This is a genomic window from Paenibacillus hunanensis, from assembly GCF_034055775.1.
GTDB classification, from domain to species: domain Bacteria; phylum Bacillota; class Bacilli; order Paenibacillales; family Paenibacillaceae; genus Saccharibacillus; species Saccharibacillus hunanensis.
Genome location: NZ_CP139194.1, coordinates 3528606 through 3550246 on the forward strand (window position 1 = coordinate 3528606; position 21641 = coordinate 3550246).

The 21641-nt window shown below is 47.0% G+C and carries 16 protein-coding genes; 1 reads left to right on the top strand and 15 read right to left on the bottom strand.

The window, feature by feature from the left end:
* Positions 1-494 precede the first annotated feature (494 nt).
* The 8 genes from SK066_RS14230 to yfmF form a co-directional block, all read right to left on the bottom strand.
* Positions 495-1784 (bottom strand): competence/damage-inducible protein A, encoded by a 1290-nt coding sequence (locus SK066_RS14230; protein ID WP_320542003.1) that lies wholly within the window; start codon positions 1782-1784, stop codon positions 495-497.
* Between the two features lie 167 nt (positions 1785-1951).
* Complete coding sequence (gene pgsA, locus SK066_RS14235; RefSeq protein ID WP_188776716.1) at positions 1952-2542, bottom strand: CDP-diacylglycerol--glycerol-3-phosphate 3-phosphatidyltransferase; 591 nt, start codon at positions 2540-2542, stop codon at positions 1952-1954.
* A gap of 132 nt (positions 2543-2674) precedes the next feature.
* On the bottom strand, positions 2675-3166 hold the full coding sequence (locus SK066_RS14240; RefSeq protein ID WP_320542004.1) for a YajQ family cyclic di-GMP-binding protein: 492 nt from the start codon (positions 3164-3166) through the stop codon (positions 2675-2677).
* A 197-nt stretch (positions 3167-3363) separates the two neighbouring features.
* On the bottom strand, positions 3364-4455 hold the full coding sequence (locus tag SK066_RS14245; RefSeq protein WP_320542005.1) for a helix-turn-helix domain-containing protein: 1092 nt from the start codon (positions 4453-4455) through the stop codon (positions 3364-3366).
* Between the two features lie 57 nt (positions 4456-4512).
* Complete coding sequence (locus tag SK066_RS14250; RefSeq protein WP_188776813.1) at positions 4513-5286, bottom strand: DUF3388 domain-containing protein; 774 nt, start codon at positions 5284-5286, stop codon at positions 4513-4515.
* A 405-nt stretch (positions 5287-5691) separates the two neighbouring features.
* Positions 5692-6465: an elongation factor P 5-aminopentanone reductase gene (gene ymfI, locus SK066_RS14255; RefSeq protein WP_320542006.1), complete on the bottom strand. Its 774-nt coding sequence runs from the start codon at positions 6463-6465 to the stop codon at positions 5692-5694.
* Positions 6462-7745, bottom strand: coding sequence for an EF-P 5-aminopentanol modification-associated protein YfmH (gene yfmH / locus SK066_RS14260; protein ID WP_320542007.1), 1284 nt, complete (start codon positions 7743-7745; stop codon positions 6462-6464). Before yfmH ends, ymfI begins: the two co-directional genes overlap by 4 nt.
* A gap of 3 nt (positions 7746-7748) precedes the next feature.
* Positions 7749-9029, bottom strand: a complete 1281-nt coding sequence (gene yfmF / locus SK066_RS14265) for an EF-P 5-aminopentanol modification-associated protein YfmF (RefSeq protein ID WP_320542008.1) — start codon at positions 9027-9029, stop codon at positions 7749-7751.
* Between the two features lie 463 nt (positions 9030-9492).
* Between yfmF and SK066_RS14270 the strand changes: the two genes are divergently transcribed.
* A complete protein-coding gene (locus SK066_RS14270; RefSeq protein ID WP_320542009.1) occupies positions 9493-10575 on the top strand; it encodes a stalk domain-containing protein in 1083 nt (360 codons plus the stop codon).
* Positions 10576-10773: 198 nt separating this feature from the next.
* Here SK066_RS14270 and SK066_RS14275 read toward each other — a convergent pair whose 3' ends face one another.
* From SK066_RS14275 to SK066_RS14305, 7 genes are all read right to left on the bottom strand, one after another.
* Positions 10774-13713, bottom strand: a complete 2940-nt coding sequence (locus SK066_RS14275; RefSeq protein ID WP_320542010.1) for an FtsK/SpoIIIE family DNA translocase — start codon at positions 13711-13713, stop codon at positions 10774-10776.
* Positions 13714-13965: 252 nt separating this feature from the next.
* Positions 13966-15648 (bottom strand): ribonuclease J, encoded by a 1683-nt coding sequence (locus SK066_RS14280; RefSeq protein ID WP_188776709.1) that lies wholly within the window; start codon positions 15646-15648, stop codon positions 13966-13968.
* Positions 15649-16239: 591 nt separating this feature from the next.
* On the bottom strand, positions 16240-17115 hold the full coding sequence (gene dapA, locus SK066_RS14285; RefSeq protein ID WP_188776708.1) for a 4-hydroxy-tetrahydrodipicolinate synthase: 876 nt from the start codon (positions 17113-17115) through the stop codon (positions 16240-16242).
* Positions 17116-17163: 48 nt separating this feature from the next.
* Positions 17164-18405, bottom strand: coding sequence for an aspartate kinase (gene dapG / locus SK066_RS14290; protein ID WP_320542011.1), 1242 nt, complete (start codon positions 18403-18405; stop codon positions 17164-17166).
* Positions 18406-18421: 16 nt separating this feature from the next.
* Positions 18422-19468, bottom strand: coding sequence for an aspartate-semialdehyde dehydrogenase (locus SK066_RS14295; protein WP_188776706.1), 1047 nt, complete (start codon positions 19466-19468; stop codon positions 18422-18424).
* A gap of 307 nt (positions 19469-19775) precedes the next feature.
* A complete protein-coding gene (gene dut, locus SK066_RS14300; RefSeq protein ID WP_320544891.1) occupies positions 19776-20162 on the bottom strand; it encodes a dUTP diphosphatase in 387 nt (128 codons plus the stop codon).
* A gap of 61 nt (positions 20163-20223) precedes the next feature.
* Positions 20224-21477 carry a M16 family metallopeptidase gene (locus SK066_RS14305; protein WP_188776704.1) on the bottom strand — a complete coding sequence of 418 codons (1254 nt, stop codon included), beginning with the start codon at positions 21475-21477 and terminating at the stop codon, positions 20224-20226.
* Positions 21478-21641 lie beyond the last annotated feature (164 nt).

A 21641-nucleotide genomic window follows, 5' to 3' on the forward strand; every position in this document is an offset into this window, starting at 1 on the left:
TCACATCCTTCTCAATGTTTATAAGTTAATTATACCTTATTGTTCGCTCTTTGCCAAGCTTTTTTCGAACATATATTCGTCTTTTTACCGCTTTGTCACTTATAGATTACAAATAATGGTAATTTAAGAACGGATACATTTTTAACCTAATTTAAAGCTACTTGATAGATAAAATAGCTGCTTGGCTATACAAAAACGATAGTCTATTTCATCGATCATCATACAATTTTGGGCGCCCATGAAACAAAAAACCGCAGCAATACGATTGCTGCGGTTCTTCCGTCTGAAATGATCATAGCACACGGTTTTGTGCTCTGCAAGCACAATAAATATACAGTCTGATATGCTATCTATAATGCCTGTAACAGGTAATTAATGAAGTGGAATAAGAGCACAAGCTTGTACCATTATATTCGTTATTTGTGCTTACTCCTGTGAATCGATAGATGATCGTTTAGCGTTAAGCATTTATGATTTATACCATAGCTATATGATCAGGATTGCTCTGCAAGCTGCTCATTCTCGCGCTGCTTGAGGCGCAACCACAGACGATACATCAAGCTTTTTGCAGAACGAATCCGAATCGCTTCACGATTGCCTTTCAGGTTAAGCTGGAAGACTTCAGTTTTGCGATCACGTTCAGCGATCGCGATATAGACAAGACCGACAGGCTTACGTTCAGATGAGCCTGGACCTGCCACACCGGTCACTGAGACCGCGAAATCTGTATCCAGCAGACGACGTGCTTGATCCGCCATCACCTCTGCTACCTCTTCACTTACAGCTCCCGGTGCATTCTCTCCCTCCAGCAGCTCATGCGGAACATTCAAAATCTGCTCCTTCATCTCGTTGGAGTAGGATACAACGCCACCCATGAATACAAGCGCGCTTCCTGGGATCGTCGTCAGATTTTGCATTACCAGTCCGCCTGTGCAGCTTTCGGCTGCGGCTAGCGTAAGCTTCATCCCTGTCATCATCTGAATGATCTGATTTTCAATTGTAATATCTCGATCTGCATACATATATTCTGGCAGGCGCTCGCGAATTTGCGCTTCCATCGCTTTTAGCTTACTCATCGCTTCCTTCTCATCGGGAGCTTTCGTCGTCAGGCGAATCGTGACCTCGCCTTCTTTCGCATAAGGTGCGATCGTAGGGTCCGTTTGCGCACTGATCAGATCAAGCAGCGCATCCTCCAGTGCGGATTCTCCAATACCCGCGAACTTGAGCATTTTAGAATAGATTGGGTATTCATCTGTCAGCACATGCTCCAGCAACCACGGAATCGCTTGATTTTCGAACATCGGTTGCAATTCCTTTGGCGGGCCTGGCAGAACGATATAGTGCTTCTCATTTTGCGAGATCGCAACACCTACGGCTAAGCCGACTTCATTGCGAAGCGGATCGCTATTTTCCAAAATAATCGCCTGACGACGATTGTTTTCTGTCATCGGTTTATCCCGACCCTCGAAAAACTTCTCTACCGTCTGCATCGATTCCGCATGAATGTGCAGAGAGCGCCCCAGCACCTCACCAAGTGCATCCTTGGTCAGATCATCCTGGGTTGGCCCGATGCCACCGGAAAATACAATTACATCTGCCCGGCTAGAAGCAAGCTCAATCGCTTGCTTGAGACGATTCAAGTTATCCCCTACCACAGTCTGATAGTATACATCAATGCCCAGATAGGATAACTGCTGGGACAGATAGCGTGCATTCGTATTCGTAATCTGACCGAGCAACAGCTCGGTGCCTACTGCGATAATTTCTGCTTTTACTGCTTTCATGAATCGTTCTCCTCCTCGCTATGTGTACAACCAACTATTTTAATATGCGCCTGCTCATAGAAAAAGGCAATAGAGAGACCCCTATTGCCTTTAGCGATGCTCTGTCTATCCTGAGTCTCCCTTATATCTTACCGCTCTGTGCGTGCACGTGAAACGGTAAGCTCTATTCAGGAATTGGATAGATGAAGCAGATGTTTATTTTTCACAAAATAATCTACACCGGAATACAATGTAATGATCGTAGCTGCCCAGATGGCAATCTCAGCAAGCGGGAAGCCTACGAGTGCAAATGGGAAGTTATTAATCATCAGCAATACAATCGCGATAATCTGTGTAATCGTCTTCGCCTTCCCCCAGTTGCTGGCAGCGACAACCGCACCTTCGAGCAGCGCAATCTGACGCAAACCCGTAATCGCAAACTCACGGAAAATGATAATGATCGCCATCCATGCCGCACACTTACCAAGCGATACAAGCGAGATCAATGCTGCCGATACGAGCAGCTTATCTGCGAGCGGATCCAGCAGTTTACCGAGATTCGTGACCAGATTACGCGAGCGTGCAATATGTCCATCAATACCATCCGTAGCGGCTGCGATGATGAAAATCACCGCAGCGATCACATCATTCACATTGACTGCAAATGTACTACCAATGTGCAGTATACGTTCACCAAATGAAAAGTTAACCAGTAGGAACAGCATCATGACCGGCACAAGCGCAATCCGAGCAAGTGTAATTTGATTGGGCAGATTCACAGGGCACCTCCTATGCTGATTGCAGCAATATGATGCAGCTGCTGATATGTAACTGCTTCCGATCCCATTTTGTTTCTCAACATCAACTTGCAGCCTCCATCAGCCCTGTAACCAAGCAGTTACATGCAACTATTATTTCATGTTTGTAAATTGCAAATCAACCGTCAGGTCTGCTTTACGAAGCAATTGGATAATTGCTTGCAGATCGTCACGGCTTTTGCCCGTTACGCGAATCTGATCGCCCTGAATCTGGCTTTTCACCTTGAGCTTGGAGTCACGAATAAGAACGTTAATCTTTTTCGCATTATCCTGGTCGATGCCCTGCTTGAGCTTCAAGCGCTGGCGAACGGTTCCAAGTGAAGCGGATTCGATGCTGCCGTATTCAATATTTTTGATCGGCAAGCCACGTTTGACCATTTTCGTTTGCAAAATATCGATCAAGGCATTCAGCTTGTATTCATCATCGGAAATCACAACCAGTGTTTCTTTATCCAGTGTGAGCGAGCTTTTGCTACCTTTAAAGTCAAAACGGCTTACGATTTCCTTTTCCGTTTGGTTAATTGCGTTCGTCATTTCCTGCATGTCCATTTTGGATACAATATCAAAAGAACTTTCAGATGCCACAGAAATTGCCCCCTTTAGTCAAATTATAGGTTATCTTACAGAACAAGTCTAACGCATAGCTATTCTAAAATAAGGGATACACTTCTAGTTCCCTTTGCATCGCGTTGATGCGAGAATAGCCGCAACTGTCTGAACTTGCAAAAGGACATCCTCGTCTGCCCTGAAGCAGAGCCAAGGGATGTCCTTTATTGGTCTTGTCAGTTACCGCTAGAAGTCGATTCGGAATCTGTATTAGTCGAACCCGAAGCACTATCCGTTGTTGTACCGTCAGTCGTTGTATCAGTTCCAGTCGCTGTGTCCGTAGACGGCGCTTCCTTCACCAGCTTCAGTACGATGCGGGAGGTTGCTTTACCATCTGAAATCGGCTGACCGTTGATCGTGATATTCGTTGCACGAGAGTTGCCCGATTTGATGTACAATCCGGAATCGGTCAGATCATACGACAGACTTTGACCGCTCTCTGTGTTGTTAAAGAACAGACGCTCACCGCTGGAATCCGAAGATTTGTACACTTCCAGCCAGCTTTGGCCAGTCGCTGCGATGTTCACTTTTACAGTATCAGAGCCGGTGTAGTTCACGTCAAAGATTGTATTACGTCCTTGTTTGCCAGACTCGCTTACAACCGGTGTGCTGGAAGCATCTGTTGGTGTACCACCGTCTGTTGTTCCTTCTGTTGTACCCTCAGGTGTGCCTGTTGCTTCGCCATCTGTAGTACCTTCAGTAGATTCGCTGTTTGGCTGTGTTCCACCACCATTTGGCTGAGCGTTAGTACCGCCACCTGAGGATTCAGGTGTTGTATTGGTGTTTGCTGGTGGATTAGTTGTACCACCTGTATTCCCTTGCTGCTGTTGCTCGGTTGGCTTGTTTTCCGCAATCTGCGGTGCAGAATTCTGACGGATCACAAATACCCACACCAACACAATAATAAGAATAGGGAATGTCCACATCAAGACCGTAGATAGCAGCTTGCCACTACGACCTGTAGCCGCAGCATTACGTCGTGCCGCACGGCGCGGTTGAACGACTGGCTCCATCACTGGCTCCGCTGTTTCCGGCTCAGGTACGACGTCCTGATGCTCCTGTAGCAGCTCATCCGGACTAATTCCGACTGCCTCTGCATAGGTTTTGATAAAAGCCCGAACATAAAAACTTCCGGGAAGCACTTTGAAATCACCCGCTTCGATGGCCTCCAAGTAGCGCTTGCGTATTTTGGTCATTTCCTGCACGTCATCGAGCGATAAGCCTCGTGCAAGGCGGGCGTCCCTTAATTGGCGACCCAGATCTGACATACGATTACCTCCTGATTAGATTGTTTTATGGCATAAAGTCATATTTGAAGTGAGCGATTAAATATCATCGGTATACGTTTCGGTGAACTTATCATAGACGATCTCTTCATCCGGATTATTACGCAATTCGATAATAATGTCAAAATCACTGTAATCATAATCCGACTCACGGACAAAAATATCCGGATGCTCAATGACCTTGGTGCTCGGCATTTGCATAATATCTTGCAGTAGCTGATAATGGCGTTCATTTGAACGGATTGTACTCACAATCCCATCGATAATGAACACATTGCCGGGACTCATTTCCTCCTCCGACAATTGACTGCGTACCGTTTGACGCAGCAAAGTAGACGATACAAAGGTCCAGCGCTTCATCGCACATACACTACCTGCAATGATCGATTCCGTTTTACCTACTCGCGGCATACCCCGAAGTCCGATAATCTGATTGCCATCACGCTTGAACACTTCACCGAGAAAGTCGACCAGCAGACCGAGTTCATCGCGTGTAAAACGAAATGTCTTTTTATCGTCGGAATCGCGTTCAATGTAGCGTCCGTGTCGTACTGCCAGAATATCAACCAGCTTTGGCTGACGCAGCGCCGTAATGGTAATGTTGGTTACTTTGGCGAGCATATCACCAAGCAGAATGATTTTCTCATCATCATCTGTTTCCAGCAGCATTCCGCGTGTTTTACCTTCTACCCCGTTAATTGTACGGATGTTAACATTCAGCATACCAAGCAGCGATGCGACATCTCCAAGCAAGCCAGGACGATTCTTATGTATCCTGTACTCCAAGTACCATTGCTTTGCTTCTGTGTTCATCTGTTTTGCTTCCACGTTCACCTCGAACCTTTCCTCCCGTCTGAGCGCGGAACTATCCGCACGGGCATCTGTATCCATATTGTTGGCAAAGGCCTATCTTCGGCTTGCCGCTTCACAGCAGCATATAATAAAAAGAAGCTGATCATCGGGATGACTACAGCCTACTTTTAGCTTCAAGTCCTTAACATGTTAATGATATATAAAATGAAATAGAAAGGCAAGAAGCGAAAGGAAACAACTTTTTCATACCTTTTCATAGCGATAATGATTATCGGCAAAATTAGTAAGCAAATGACAATGTAGCTAACAATGAATAGAAGCTTCAATGTGCAGATCGCATCGAAGCTTCTATCCTTTTATGCCAATAATTATAACTTGCGCTTACGATCGATTGAAGCCTTTACGCTAAGTTAACCAACCTCCATTGGGGCTAACCACCTGTCCGGTCATATATCCCGACTCGGGTAAGGAGAGAAAGTAAACCATCGATGCGATCTCATCCGGTTCAGCCATACGACCAGCCGGGATATCATCCTCCAGCATACGAAGCTCATCATCGTGCAAATGCGCCAGCATATCGGTGCGTACTGCACCAGGTGCAACGGCGTTAACCGTCACCCCGGAAGGAGCAAGCTCTTTGGCAAGTGCCTTGGTGAATGCATTGACGCCGCCTTTACTGGCAGAATACAATACTTCACACGAAGCACCTGTCATCCCCCATATGCTCGATACATTAATGATTCGTCCATACTGTTGCCGGATCATATAAGGCATAAAGGTCTGACTACAAAAGAAAACCGCCTTCAGATTCGCCGCAATAATATCGTCAAACTCTGCTTCGCTAAGATCAGCCAGCATCCCGTAATGAGACAACCCCGCATTATTGACCAGTATATCAGGCTCCATCCCATGCTGCTCCAGCTTGGTCTGCATACGCCGAATTTCTTCCACTTCGCGTAGATCCACAGCTACGGTGAGCACCCGCACGCCATAATCCAGACAGGTACGAGCAACTTCATTTGCCTGCTCGTGCGAGTTGCGATAATGGATAATCACATTCATACCTGCCATCGCGAATCGTTTCGCAATCGCAGCACCAATTCCGCGGCTGGCACCAGTAACAAGCACATTCATCTCTGCAAATGGCTTGCTGCTACCGTTCGAGCTTATGCCACTCATGGACTAACAACGACTGATACAGCCAGCTGCTCCCAGTCGATATGTGCTCGTAAATAGCGATTGACGTCATCAAGGGTCAGTGCTTCATACATGCCCAGAACAGCGAAGAAATCACTATTTTTGAAGCGATAACGCATAAATTCATGAGCAATGCTCTCAGGCGAATTCAGAGAGCGAAGATAACTACCGATACGCTTCCCTACCGCACGATCAAATGCCTCCTGTGTGAAGCCCTTTTCCACGATCGCACCGATCTCTTCTTTCAGACGCTTAACGAGTAGCTCAGGATCTTTCGTATCGCCGCCAATCATCGAATATGCATAGTGCGGCGTTGCCGAATAATCGTAGCCAAAATCATCCGAAATCAGATCCTCATCGTACAGCTTTTGATATAATGCCGTACTATTACCGAGCAGCAGATCAAGCATCAGCTTCGTCGTCAGTGTGTGACGCTGCAATGCTTCGCCATCCAGACCCACTTCTTTTTCCTTAAAGCCCATCAGGAATTTCGGTTGGGATACTGGCAGCTTCACTTCATGCCACGGTTCGCCTACAGCAACAGGCTCCTTTTCAAAATAACGATCAATTCGTCCCTGCGGAGCAATACCTTTGGCATCCTGGTTACGGCGTACCTGCTCAATCACCTCAGCGGCATCCACACCGCCCACAACGAATACCATCATATTGGACGGATGATAAAAGGTGTTATAGCACGTATACAATGTGTCCTTTGTAATCGCACTGATCGATTCGATTGTACCTGCAATATCGATTCGCACCGGATGCTTCTGATACATCGCCTCGATCAAGCCATAATACACGCGCCAATCGGGATTATCACTGTACATCTGAATTTCCTGACCAATGATTCCCTTTTCCTTTTCCACATTTTCCTCTGTGAAATATGGATTTTGTACATAGTTCAGCAGCGTGTCCAGATTGTCCTTAATCTGCTCGGTTGCTGAGAACAGATAGACGGTCTGCTCAAAGCTTGTAAATGCATTAGCAGATGCGCCTTTAGCGGAGAATTTGGAAAATACATCTACACCATCGGGTTCTTCAAACATTTTATGCTCAAGAAAGTGGGCGATACCATCAGGAACCTGAATCTCCTCGCCACCCTCTACCTGAAAATGGTTATCGACTGAGCCATACCGTGTCGCAAAGATCGCATATGTCTTTTGAAAGCCTTCCTTCGGCAGTACATACACTTCCAGTCCGTTGTCTAGCTTCTCATGATACAGCGTCTCTTGTAGACGTTCATAGTGTATACTTTCCATCAATTACGCCTCCTTTTCGCCTGTCAGGAAATAGATCGTATCCAGTTCTAGCAGCTGAGCTGCCGCCTGAATCTCCTCTGCTGTTACAGCCTCTACCTGCTCCAGCAATTCATCAATTGAACGTTCCTTACCAGCGAATCTGCCATTAAAATCATAGCCAATCATCTGATAGGCTGAGTCACGCGATTCTAGTAAATCATTGCGTAGCAGTGCCTTCGTCTGTGCGATCTCGCTTTCGCTAATCTCACCAGCTTGCAGCAGCGCGAGCTGCTCGCGAATAATATCAAGCGCTTTTTGGAAATTTTGCAGCTCGATTCCAGACTGAATGGTCGTGATACCTTTATACGGATCAAAGCGCGAGCCCACATAATACGCCAGACTTTCCTTTTCACGCACATTCATAAATAGCTTGGAATGTGGGAAACCACCCAGCACACCATTAGCGACCAGCGCAGCTGCATAACGATCATCCCCATACATAATCGGGTTACGCAGACCCATATTCAGCTTGCCCTGACTAACTTCCATACGTTCAACTACCTGGCGCACTTCAGCACTGGCTGGCTTCGCTGCTGCTGGGGTATACGTTAGTGCATCGCCACGCTCCAGATGGAAATGACGCTCTACCAGTCCAAGCACATCATCCAGTGTCGTATCTCCAACGACATACAGGTCAAAGCTACAGGTGGACAGCCACTGGCGATACCATTCATACAATCCACCGCGCTCCAGATCATCCAATGCATCCAGACGACCGAGTGGACTCAGACGATAGGGCTCGTCCTTGCACATTTCCTGAATACAGCGCTCGGCTGCATAGCGGATTTTATCATCGATGATCGATTCAAGACGCTTACGTACATTTTCACGTTCTGCCTGCACATACTTTTGACGGAATGCTCCCTCTTCAAGTGCTGGGCGAGTTAACGTTTCACCGAGAAAACCAAGACTACGTGACAATAGCGGCTCATTGCTGCTTACGAAGGCATCATTGATCGTATCCATACGTAGCTGCACGAGCTGGTAATCGCCTTTTTTGTATACATCCAGACCGAAGCCTGCTCCATACATATCCTCTAACGCTTCACGGAACTGTGTAGTCTCCGGATACGTTTCATTCCCTCTTCGTAAAATAAAAGGGATCAGCGCTGTTGGTGTTACCGTATCCTCTGCCAGTGGTACTCCGAGATAAAGGGAGATTGCAAAGGTTTTAAACCGCGTTGTTGGCATAACATGCACGCGGATTCCATGAATTTCGCCGTGTTCAAATCCTGTAGTGTTCAATATCAAAACCCCTTTTTCAAGACGAATTTTGTTCGTGATACATCATAACGCTTATTTTATACTACCCTGATCCCGGTAAGCAAACCACTAGCTTACTTCTATCGTCTTGCGTCTATTTTCATACCACCCAATTCGTTCTCGTATTTTCGTGATTAATGATCTGGAAGTTAACTCGAATGAAATGATCGTTCGCAAATATTTGTTAGAATGCGATCAGAACTTGATCAGATCGCGATTTTTCAGCAAAGTGATAACAATCCAGTTACAAAGCTGATTTTATTACGATTGTATTTTATGTTAGAATCAAGTCTCTGGGTCCAATTAGGTCCTCATTATTATACAATTGGTACCTCTGGGAAATTTGTGCGAAACTATTTGCACGCGTAACGCGTCTAATTACATAGGATAATCAGACGAGGTTTGCCCTATCCAAATTTATTATGAAGGAGTCCGATGAACGAACATGAAACTAAACAAAAAACCGATGATCATCGCTGCCGTGTCCGCTCTGGCCGTATCTGGAACGATTTTTGCTAATAGTACATACGCTTCCGATGCTACCAAACAGCTCAAAGCGGTATATGCTAATATTAAAGTGATGTACAACAACCAGGCTGTTGCTGTAGACGCAGCACAGGAACCATTTATGATTAATGGCACCACGTATGTACCACTCCGCGTGCTGGGTGATGCAGTTGGTAAAAAAGTAACATGGAACAACACGGACAAAGCGGTATCGATCACCGATACGCAAACTCAGGTTCCACAATCCACTGTAGACGCTCTGAATGCACAAATTCAAAGTCTACAATTACAGCTGACCAATGCAACTTCGCAGAGTACAGGTAAAGACACTACCATTTCTCAGCTGCAAGCACAGGTTAATGATCTGAACTCGCAAATCACAAGTCTGAAAAATCAACTTGCTGACAACTCTAGCTCCTCTGGTAGCGTGAGCAGTGCGATGACTAAGCTGCAAACTGCACTGAACAACAGCTATGGCGATTACAGAAGCACAGGTGCGAGCATTGAGCTGACAGGCACACAGTCTGCGGTTAAAGTATCGATTCGTGTTAACGAAACTTCATGGAATGATACATCCAGCAGCAGCCGTAGAACATTGCTGCAAAATATCGTAGATGATATTCATGACAATACAACCTTCAAAAATGCTACAATCAGCGGTACAGTATACAACAAAAACTCTACCAAGCTGATGAGCTTTACCGTAAATAACAACAACAGCGTCGTAATCGGCTCTAATGTCGATCTGACGACTGTACAGAAAAACCTGAACAACGACTACGGTACGTATCGTAATATCAAGCTGAGCATCGAGCTCTCCAACGATAACGATGAAGAAATCGTATTCCGTGTGTATGCGAACAAAAGCGATTGGAATCTGCTGACTGACAATCAAGGCACCAGCCTGATGAGCAGTATCGCTGCCGATATCGACGCTGCCTATAGCAATATGGGCAAAAAGATTTACGGCTTCGTGTACGATAGCAGCAACCGCTCTACAATTCTGAAACGTTACAACTAATCGTCAACGATACCGAAATAAACAAAACCCGCTAGCTCCTTCATTTCAAAAGGAGCTAGCGGGTTTTTTATGATATCAGGATTAGCCATCACGACTGATTTCATTCGCATTATCGAGCTACTTCAAGCCTCAAGCCTCAAGCCTATGCTTGATCTACTCTAGCTTTATCTGCTCGTATTCGATCTTCAATCTGCTATATTAGCTACCTGTACTAATCTGATGATATTGCTCAGGTGAAACGAGTACCTCTCGCGGCTTACTGCCTTCATAAGGGCCTACAATACCATGTGCTTCTAAGGAATCGATCAAGCGTGCTGCACGCGTATACCCAACACGCATACGGCGCTGTAATAACGATACCGAAGCCTGCTTCGCCTCTACAACGATCTGTACTGCCTGATCAAATAGCTCGTCCTTCTGTTCCTCTATAGCTGTTACCGAATCATCAATCTCCGGCACAATATCGTCATTGTACTCTGCCTCTGCTTGATCGCGGCAATAATTAACGATGGCCTCAACCTCCTGATCGGACATGAATGCGCCTTGTACACGAACAGGCTTGGAAGAACCAACAGGCATAAACAGCATGTCTCCACGTCCAAGCAGTTTCTCCGCACCACCCATATCCAGAATCGTACGTGAGTCGATCTGAGACGATACACCAAAGGCAATTCGTGATGGAATATTCGCTTTGATTACACCTGTAATAACGTCAACCGATGGACGCTGGGTTGCGATAATCAGGTGAATACCTGCTGCCCGTGCCATCTGGGCAAGACGTGCAATCGCATCCTCTACATCACCCGCAGCAACCATCATCAGATCGGCAAGCTCATCGACAATTACGACGATATAAGGCAAAATCGCCGCTGGATTATCCTTCATCAGATTGTTGTAGCCTTCCATATTACGCGTGCCCGATTTGGAAAATAGATCATAGCGTTTTTCCATCTCGACTACGATCTTTTTTAGAGCGAGCGAAGCACGGCGTGGATCGGTTACGACTGGTGCAAGCAAATGCGGAATCCCATTATAAATATTTAATTCCACCATCTTCGGATCGACCATTAGGAATTTCACTTCATCCGGCTTGGCTTTGTATAGAATGCTGGTAATAATGCCATTAATACAAACCGATTTACCCGAACCCGTTGCCCCTGCTACAAGTAAATGGGGCATCTTCGCCAGATTGCCGACAATCGTCTGTCCAGCGATATCCCGTCCAAAAGCAATCGATAAGCGGGCTTCAGATTCCTGGAAGATTTGTGTCTCCATCACTTCACGCATGGTGACCATGGCCACTTCATTGTTCGGTACCTCAATCCCGATTGCCGATTTACCAGGAATCGGAGCCTCCATCCGTATATCCTTTGCCGCTAATGCCAGTGCAATATCATCCGTCAAGCCAACAATCCGGCTTACCTTTACACCGACATCGGGCTGAATCTCATAACGTGTAACCGCAGGGCCGCGTACCACCTCTAGCACTTTGGCACGCACGCCAAAGCTTTCCAGTGTCGTCTCCAGCTTCCGTGCAATTTGCATATAATCATTCTGATCGGCTGCATTACCAGTCACCTTCGGCTTAGCTAACAGACTAAATGGTGGTAAACGATAAGGCTTCGGTGGAGGCGGTGGGGGTGTAACCATTGCTTGTCCATCTGTTGCTGGTGTATCTCCCTGCCCGGCTCCTATAGATTCTAGAGCATCTGCTCCTGTTGTATCCATGTCCACCGATTCTAATGGTACATTGGAAGCTCCATCAACTGCTGCTGACGATACTTGTTCATTATTAAAATGAGACGGATTCAGCTCTGACCCAGACTGCTGTGGAGCTGTCCACGCATCACTAGCTTGCCAGTCACGATCGGATGTATCCGAAGTAGACTTATCTGCATCATATAAGGCTTCTGCTTCCATTTCAGCACCGTTATGACCAGACTGCTCGGAACGAATTTGCTCAAAAAAGTCGCGGATAATAGGAGTACGATCTCCTTCTACTGTACTTGCCGCCACAGTAGAAGCACCTGCTGCTCCCGCTAATGGTGCTACACCTGCGCCATTTAGACCAATGCCAGATGCCACAGCTATATCTGCTGCATCGTCCAGCAAATCATCCTCTAGATGACGATCATGCAAGCCGTGTATACGAATATCTTCGTTCTGTGTCGTCAAATCAGATGATGCTGTGACAATCGAAGCTGCATCTGCTGCCGACTTACGTGACGATTTACTGCGAGTAATCGGCTTTCGCTCCGGTGCAGCAGCATACAACGCTTCCTCTCCATCGACTTCCGTTTCCTGTTCAAGCTCTCCATGTCTTTCTCTATGCAACCAGGCAAGCAGGCCCTTGCTACGTGTTGCCTCAGCATCGTCCTCTTCGCTTGTATGCGATTCATGCACTTCTGCCTCTGCTTCCGCAGCCAGCTCTAGCTCACGCTCCTGTCGGCGCTCTGCTGCTGCTTCACGCGAAGCCTGCCATTGCTGACGAGTCGAAGCACCAATACGAGCAACAATCGCCTGTCCGTACTCCACGATCTGTACAAGCGACATGCGTGTAATCAGCATCAGGCTAATGATCAGCATTACGCCCGTAATTAGCTTCGTTACCGTCACGCCGAACAACATCAGGAGCAGCCACATTTGCACAGCTCCCACGTAGCCACCTGCTGCCTGTCTTGCAGGTAACGATTCAAGCTGTAGCGCTGGAACATGAATCAGGATGCTCATTAAGGTTAGTGTACATACAAGTAAAACCAATCCTGTCGTACGACTGTTCCAACCGTTCGCCCAGCGTTGACGCAGCATCGTCATCAAGCCGATATATATACCGGCAAGTGGCAATACAAAATATACTTTCCCTAAAATAAACGAACTTATGTAATACAAAAAATGCCCTACGGCTGCTTGCCGTGATAGAGCAATGACCGATAACGTAATGAGCAAAATCCCATAAATTTCATATTTCAACAATCCAAGTGCAGGTGCCTGCGCTTTACGCTTACGCGCTGTTGTACCTGTCCTTGTTGAGGATGCTTTTCGTTTCGGTTGCGCCGGCTTCCGCGCAGCAGATGGCGACGGCTTCCGGGTTGTTTTGCTTGCTGCTCGTGTTTTCTGGGTTGCTTTCGGTTTAGCCACCTGTTACCACCTCCGATGTGTAATTATAGCATATTTGCTGACACTTGCGTTCGCCTTTTCACGCCATAATGCGAACAGCAACCAGCATCTCCATCATACCATCCCGCCTGCGAAAATACATACCTTTCTAAAAAAAACAAAACCCCTGTTCCCCGCATGGGACCGTCCAATATACCATGCGGAAAATCAGGGGCGACTGGTTGCCCTTACCTATTATTCAAAAAGCACGTTCCTACGAAAGAGGTCATGTGCTTACACTTCCATAATGATTGGCAGAATCATCGGTCTGCGGCGTGTTTGCTCGTACAGGAAACGGCCAAGCGCGTCTTTTACGCTTGTTTTCAGGGAAGCCCACTCGTTAACGTTCTCGCTCATCAAACGCTGCAATGTGCTAGTTACGATGCGATTCGCTTCGTCCAGCAGTCCTTCCGATTCACGAACATAGACAAATCCACGAGAGATGATGTCGGGTCCGGATACGATCTGACCATTTTGCTTGCTCAGTGTAACGACAACGACCATGATACCGTCTTGAGACAGTAGCTTACGGTCGCGCAATACGATGTTACCTACATCACCTACACCTAGACCATCGATCAGCACGTTACCAGAAGTGACTTTACCAGCTTTGCGTGCGGAACCGTTTTGGATTTCCACGGTATCACCGATGTCTACGATGAAGATGTTCTCTGGATCTACACCTGTCGCTTCACCCAGCATCGCGTGTCTGCGCTGCATACGGTATTCACCGTGGATTGGGATGAAGAATTTTGGTTTCATCAGGTTCAGCATCAGCTTCAGCTCTTCCTGCGAACCGTGACCGGATACGTGAACGCCCGGGTTAGCGCCGCTATAGTACACGTTAGCGCCAAGACGGAACAGCTCATCGATCGTACGGCCAATATATTTTTCATTACCAGGTACTGGTGTTGCTGCGATAATTACGCTATCGCCTGGCAAAATATCAACCTTGCGGTGTGTGGAGCGTGCCATACGTGTCAGTGCAGACATCGGCTCGCCCTGGCTACCTGTCGACAGAATAACAACGCGATCCGCTGCCATTTTGTTGACTTCTTCCGGCTCGATCAGCATGCCGTCTGGAATGTCCAGATAGCCCAGATCACTTGCGATGCTTACTACGTTTACCATACTACGTCCGATAACTGTAATTTTGCGTCCAGTTACTGCTGCTGCATTCACAACCTGTTGAATACGGTGAACGTTGGAAGCGAATGTCGCTACAACAACGCGCTGTGGCGATTTGCGGAAAATATCCTCCAGCACGACACCAACAGTTTTTTCAGAAGGTGTATAGCCCGGGCGATCCGCATTTGTACTGTCTGATAACAGAGCAAGTACGCCTTTGGCACCGATTTCAGCCATACGTTGCAGGTTAGCAAATTCGTTATTGACCGGAGTATGGTCAAATTTGAAGTCACCTGTATGAACAACGTTTCCTTCTGGAGTAGCCAGGCAGACACCTACGGAATCTGGAATACTGTGATTGGTACGGAAGAACGTAGCAGTGATGGTGTTACCCAGCTTCACTTCGGAATCCTCATGAATCAGGATTCGTTTCGTTTCGCCAAGCAGGTTGGCTTCTTTCAGCTTATTCTCTACAAGTCCCATAGTCAGGCGTGTGCCATAAATAGGTACATTGAGATGCTTCAGCACATAAGGCAAGCCGCCGATGTGGTCTTCGTGACCGTGTGTGAGCAAAATACCGCGAACTTTATCCTGATTTTCCTTGAGGTAGGAAATATCTGGAATAACCATATCAATACCCAGCATATCCTCTTCCGGGAATTTCAAGCCTGAATCCACTACGACGATGTCATTCGCATACTGAATGACGTACATGTTTTTACCAATTTCACCGACGCCGCCCAGTGCAAAGATCGTCAGTTTTTCGTTATTTGTATTTTTCTTGGACAATGTAATCTATACCTCCTGTAATTGTTGGACGTCATTTTAATATTTATAAACAAAATCATTTGGTTTTCTTCTACATATTGGATCATTTATAAAACAAATCGCACACATTGGCTATAACAATACAAACCGGCGATCACCAGTTGAAGTATGCAAGAAACCAGCATCCGAATGTTTCACATTCTTGCATAATTTGCCGATGTCACGAACACTCTGCCTGACAAAGAATTCTATCAGCAAATTCGTATTACTTTTTTATACCGCACCCAGTCACTTAAGAATATTATACATGATTAAAAAACAAAAACACAAGTCATGTTTGAAACCTCGTCCTACAAGCAAGTAAAACCCTTTCATATCAAGCCAAAATATTGTTTAAAATCCGCTATCACCCGATCCCTAACGCCAATCTATACAGCCCTATACATGCAAAAATGCACCCCTCAATGCTCATTACCCTGCCTATAGGCATTTGAATGTGCATTAAGGGATGCATTCTGTTACGTATATTTTATACAATTGTATTGCATTGAAGCATTGCTACGATGCAGTACCTATGTCTGATAGAAAGCAGCTGTAGCTCTACACCTGCTTTTACAGCAAAGCCTGGATAAATTCACGCTGTGCCTCCGAGGGACCAATTAGCGGCAGTCGTACATCACCGTTACCGTACCCACGTGTGCATAGCGCATATTTAACCGCTGATGGATTCGGCAATGGATCAGGGCAGGCAAACAAGCCTTTGAACAGCGGCAATAGCTGCTGATTGATGCGTGCAGCTTGCGTCACATCTCCATTCACATACGAATGAATCATATCATGCATCTTCTGACCAACCACATGGCTCGCCACACTGATAATACCGTGTGCACCAACTGTAATCGCAGCAAAGCCTGTTGCGTCCTCACCCGAGTAAATACGGAAGCCCTCTGGCGCGCCAGCGGCAATCTCCGTCACCTGATCAATCGACGCACATTCCTTCGTCGCTACGATATTGCTGATCTGTGCCAGTTGCAGCGTTGTTTCAGCTGATAAGCAGGTAACGGTACGTCCTGGTACATTGTACAAAATGACTGGAAGCTCAGTCGCTTCAGCAATCGCTTTGAAATGCTGGTACAGACCTGCCTGGTTCGGCTTATTGTAATACGGTACAACGAGCAGCAGCCCGTCCACCCCCAGCTTGGATGCTTCGCGGGTAAGGTGGATCGAGTGCTTCGTATTGTTACTGCCCGTACCGGCGATGATTTTACATCGACCAGCTGCATGCTTCACTGCAAAACGGAACATTTCGAGCTTCTCTTCATCTGTCAGTGTAGGTGATTCACCGGTTGTACCGCAGATGACGAGTGATTCAGACTTTTGCTCCTCAATCAAATAATCAATTAAACGGGCTGTTACCTCCCAATCGATCTCATCCTGATCGTTAAAGGGTGTGACCATCGCCGTAATCAGTCTTCCGAAGTCTACCAATGTTTTTCCTCCTTCAATACGGGATGCTTCCCGCAGAACTTGGTCAGATTATAGGTGCAGCTCAAACTGGTTATGCAGCGCGCGAACCGCTGGAACCATATCTTCTTTCTTGACGAGCACCCAGATGGTCGTATTGGAGTCAGCAGACTGAAGGATGGTAATTCCCTGTCCGGTCAAGGCAGCTACGATTCGTGCCATAATACCAGGCACACCGTTAATGCCACCACCTACAACAGAAACCTTGGCACAACCGCTCAAGCTGGTTGGCTGTAGTCCCATTGATTGAAGCAGCGTTGTTGCACGCTCTGCTTCGCTATCCAATACGGTATATACCGCGCCATGCGGGGTTACGTTGATAAAATCGACACTGATGCGATTGTCCGCCATTGCTTCGAATACTTTCAGCGACAGATTATCGATACCTTCCTGCTCGGTAACGGTAATTTGCGTTACATTGGTCATATAGGTGATACCTGTAACAAAACGATCAATAACGCCACCAGGTGAATCCACAAATTGATCTGGACGCGTAACGAGGGTTCCTTCGCTTTCAGCAAAGGTAGAACGAACACGTACCGGCACCTGTGCCTGCATCGCAATCTCCACGGCACGCGGATGAATCACCTTTGCACCCTGATGCGCCATATTACAGATTTCGTTATAGCTCACAAAAGCAAGCGGCTTAGCATCTTCAACGATGCGTGGATCAGCGGTTAAAATGCCTTCAACATCTGTATAAATATCTACCATGTTCGCATGCAGTGCAGCACCAAGAGCTGTTGCTGATGTATCGCTGCCGCCGCGTCCTAAGGTAGTCAGATCGCCATGTTCAGTTTGCCCCTGGAAGCCGGTTACGATAACCACCTTGCCTTCTTCCAGCTCACGCAGTACACGCTCTGGACGAATCGTCAAAATGCGTGCATTGCCAAAGTTATCATCCGTAATAAAGCCAGCCTGTGCGCCTGTTAGGGCAACAGCTGGAATACCTTCACGAACGAGCATACCGCTCAAATTAACTGCGGAAATGATCTCTCCACAGCCCATCAGTAGATCGCGCTCACGCGGGGAAGGAAGACTGCCATTATTAGCAGTGCTCTCCAGCAATGTATCGGTAGCGTAAGGATCGCCACTGCGACCCATCGCGGATACCACAACAACGAGCTTGACCTGCCGGGCAAGCTCGCGTTTGATATGCCGCAGCACATGCTCACGCGCCTCTGGTGTCGAGAGCGATGTGCCGCCAAATTTTTGTACCAGTATGTTAGTTGTTTTTTGCAATAAGGTCGTCATTGACCACACGCCTCCGTTAGCTGTTGACTGCTGTTTTTGCGGCGATGATCTCGGCGATTTGAACAGCGTTCCATGCTGCACCTTTGAGCAGGTTATCCGATACGATCCACATGTTAAATGCACGCGGATTGTCCAGATCACGGCGCAAACGACCAACAAATACGTCGTTTTGGCCTGCTGCTTCGGTTGCCAGCGGATAAGCCTGGTTGGATGGATCATCCACCAGTGTTACACCTGGAGCATTTTGCAGAAGCTGTTTAACCTCGTCTAGATCAGCATCCTGTTTAAGTTCAACGTATACTGACTCCGAATGTCCGTATACAACCGGGATACGGACACATGTTGTGGTGACTTTGATCGAGTCATCTTCCATGATTTTCTTCGTTTCCCGAACCATTTTCATTTCTTCCAGTGTATAGCCGTTATCCTGAAATTTATCGATTTGAGGAATTGCATTGAATGCAATTTGATGCTTCACTGGCAGTGCGCCAACCGGCAAAATATCCGGTTGTACGTCTTCACCTGCAAGTACAGCCTTGCTTTGACGCTTCAATTCTTCAATCGCCTGATTACCGGCACCCGATACCGCCTGATAAGTCGATGCGATAATACGATCGATGCCGTAGCGATCTTGAAGTGGCTTGAGTGCAGCAACCATCTGGATCGTAGAGCAGTTTGGATTGGCGATAATACCTTTGTGATCAGCAATACGATGTGCATTGACCTCAGGTACGACCAGCGGTGTATCCGGGTCCATGCGATACGCATTCGTATTGTCGATACATACAGCTCCATGACGTACTGCATGCGGAGCCAGCGCCTTCGTGATATCGCCGCCTGCACTGAACAGAGCAATATCTACACCAGCAAAGCTATCCGGTGTTGCTTCTTCCACGGTAACTTCCGAACCCTTGAACAGAACCTTCTTACCCGCCGAACGCGCCGACGACAGAAGCTTCAGCGTTTTCACCGGGAAATCGCGCTCCTCCAGCAATCTTACAATCTGTTGACCTACTGCTCCTGTCGCTCCCACGACAGCCACATTAAAGAATTGATTAGACATCTAGCATCTTCTCCCCTTCGATTTTGCAGGGTGCGCCTAAACGCCCAAGCGGCGGTCCGGTTCAGACCACCGCAGACCCCCACCGGTCACAGGGACCGGAAATGAATTTCAGTATCCTGCAATAATTGTAGAAATGATATCATTCCCTGTTATTTCTTTCAACTGTTTTGCAGAAAAGTTTTAATGCGGTGATATCCAGCAATGCTATTTCTGCTGGATCGCTTCGCTGATCACAGCCGTTTCGCTTATATGGATAGTCACTTAAGCGAGGATCGAAGATACAGCGACCGCGATTGGGTCAAGTCGCTTATTGGGTACCGGTATGACCAAAACCACCTGCACCACGAACAGTCTCAGATAGCTCATTCACCTGCACCAGCTCTGTATCAGGCACAAGCTGGAATACCATTTGAGCAATACGCTCACCACGAGCAATTGCAAATGCTTCACTGCCCAGATTGATAAGCAGCACTTTGATCTCACCGCGATAATCCGCATCGATCGTACCCGGTGTGTTCAAGCAGGTAATCCCATGCTTGAATGCCAGACCACTACGTGGGCGAATCTGCGCTTCCAGGCCAGCTGGCATTGCCAGTGCCAGACCGGTTGGAACGAGCGCGCGCTCACCCGGCTGAAGCACCATTGGCTCCTCTACCGCAGCGTACAGATCATAGCCAGATGCCTGCTCCGACATTTTACGTGGCAGCTCCAGACCTTCATGGTTAGGTAATGTTTTGATTTCTACCGAAATGGCATTAGTGGACAAGTTCATCTCTCCTTACATGTGCAATGCTTTTATCTGACGCACCAACCATCGCAAGTGCATAAGGCTCCGCAAACATATCATCAATGACCGAGCGAATATCCTCCATACTCACCTGCTCAATATAGTCGATCGTCTCGTCCACGGTATCGTGCTGACGAAGCATAATTTCATTTTTGCCTAGACGATTCATCAGGCTGCTCGTGCTTTCCAGACTCAGGATCAGGCTGCCTTTCAGCTGCTGCTTCCCTTGCTCCAGCTCCTGCTCGGTCAAGCCGTTTTGCTTGAGATCATGCAGCAGATTATGAGTCAGCTCAAATACATCCTTCGTCTGCTTCGGTGTTGTTCCCGCATAGATCGTGAACAGACCGCTATCCGCGTGTGCGGTGTAGTAGGAATAGACCGAATAAGCTAAACCGCGCTTTTCGCGAATTTCCTGGAATAGACGCGAGCTCATTCCGCCGCCAAGCGCATTATTGAGTAATACCATCGCATAATACCTTGGATCATCTATTTTACCACCCGGGAAGTTCAGGCAGATGTGATTTTGTTCTGTTTTCTTTTTGTGGAATACGAGTTCACCTTTGAACTCTGGTGCGATCAGCTGTTGCTCTGGTCCATGCACGTCGAAGCCACCAAAATATTTTTCCAGCAGTGGCACCATACGCTCATCGATATTACCAGCAACGCTGATAACTGTATTTTCAATCGTATAGCGATCTTTCATAAATAGACGTAACTGATCCGGCCCCATCGGTTCCAGACGCTCAGCTGTACCCAGAATTGGATAAGCAAGCGGATGGTTGCCATACGAAGCTACAGTTGCCAGATCATGCACCAGATCGTCTGGATCATCCTCGTACATCGCAATTTCTTCCAAAATGACGTTTTTCTCGCGTCCCAATTCTTCTGGGTCAAGTAACGAGTTGAAGAACATATCGGACAGGATATCCAGCGCGATCTCCAGATGCTCATCCAGCACCTTAGCGTAAAAGCATGTATATTCCTTACTTGTAAATGCGTTCACATTGCCGCCAATGCCATCGAAAATTTCGGCAATCTTTTTCGCGTCAAAGCGCTTGGTGCCTTTAAATAGCATATGCTCTATAAAATGCGAAATTCCATTTGTCACAAGATTCTCGTTGCGGGAACCGGTTTTGATCCAGATTCCGAATGTGACAGAACGGAAGGTCGGCATTTTTTCCATAACGATTCGCAAACCGTTATCCAATTGTATCCGTTCCATAGACGGGCCCCCTAATTGATAAATGCATTCCTATCCTAACAGAATATGCAACCTTGCTCAAGCATGATAGCGGTTTGACACGGTTTTGTCAGGGAGTATGGATGATGCATTGTAGTTTGGTACTACGTTTTATAATAGAAGAAAAAACGTCATCGACTGCAAAA

Excerpts from the sequence above, each read along its gene's own strand:
- dapG (WP_320542011.1), bottom strand. The coding sequence starts at position 18,405 with ATGACGACCTTATTGCAAAAAACAACTAACATACTGGTACAAAAATTT.
- dut (WP_320544891.1), bottom strand. The coding sequence starts at position 20,162 with ATGTCGGAGCAGGCATCTGGCTATGATCTGTACGCTGCGGTAGAGGAG.
- SK066_RS14230 (WP_320542003.1), bottom strand. The coding sequence starts at position 1,784 with ATGAAAGCAGTAAAAGCAGAAATTATCGCAGTAGGCACCGAGCTGTTG.
- SK066_RS14295 (WP_188776706.1), bottom strand. The coding sequence starts at position 19,468 with ATGTCTAATCAATTCTTTAATGTGGCTGTCGTGGGAGCGACAGGAGCA.
- yfmH (WP_320542007.1), bottom strand. The coding sequence starts at position 7,745 with ATGGAAAGTATACACTATGAACGTCTACAAGAGACGCTGTATCATGAG.
- ymfI (WP_320542006.1), bottom strand. The coding sequence starts at position 6,465 with ATGAGTGGCATAAGCTCGAACGGTAGCAGCAAGCCATTTGCAGAGATG.
- SK066_RS14250 (WP_188776813.1), bottom strand. The coding sequence starts at position 5,286 with ATGAACACAGAAGCAAAGCAATGGTACTTGGAGTACAGGATACATAAG.
- SK066_RS14305 (WP_188776704.1), bottom strand. The coding sequence starts at position 21,477 with ATGGAACGGATACAATTGGATAACGGTTTGCGAATCGTTATGGAAAAA.
- SK066_RS14245 (WP_320542005.1), bottom strand. The coding sequence starts at position 4,455 with ATGTCAGATCTGGGTCGCCAATTAAGGGACGCCCGCCTTGCACGAGGC.
- SK066_RS14270 (WP_320542009.1), top strand. The coding sequence starts at position 9,493 with ATGAAACTAAACAAAAAACCGATGATCATCGCTGCCGTGTCCGCTCTG.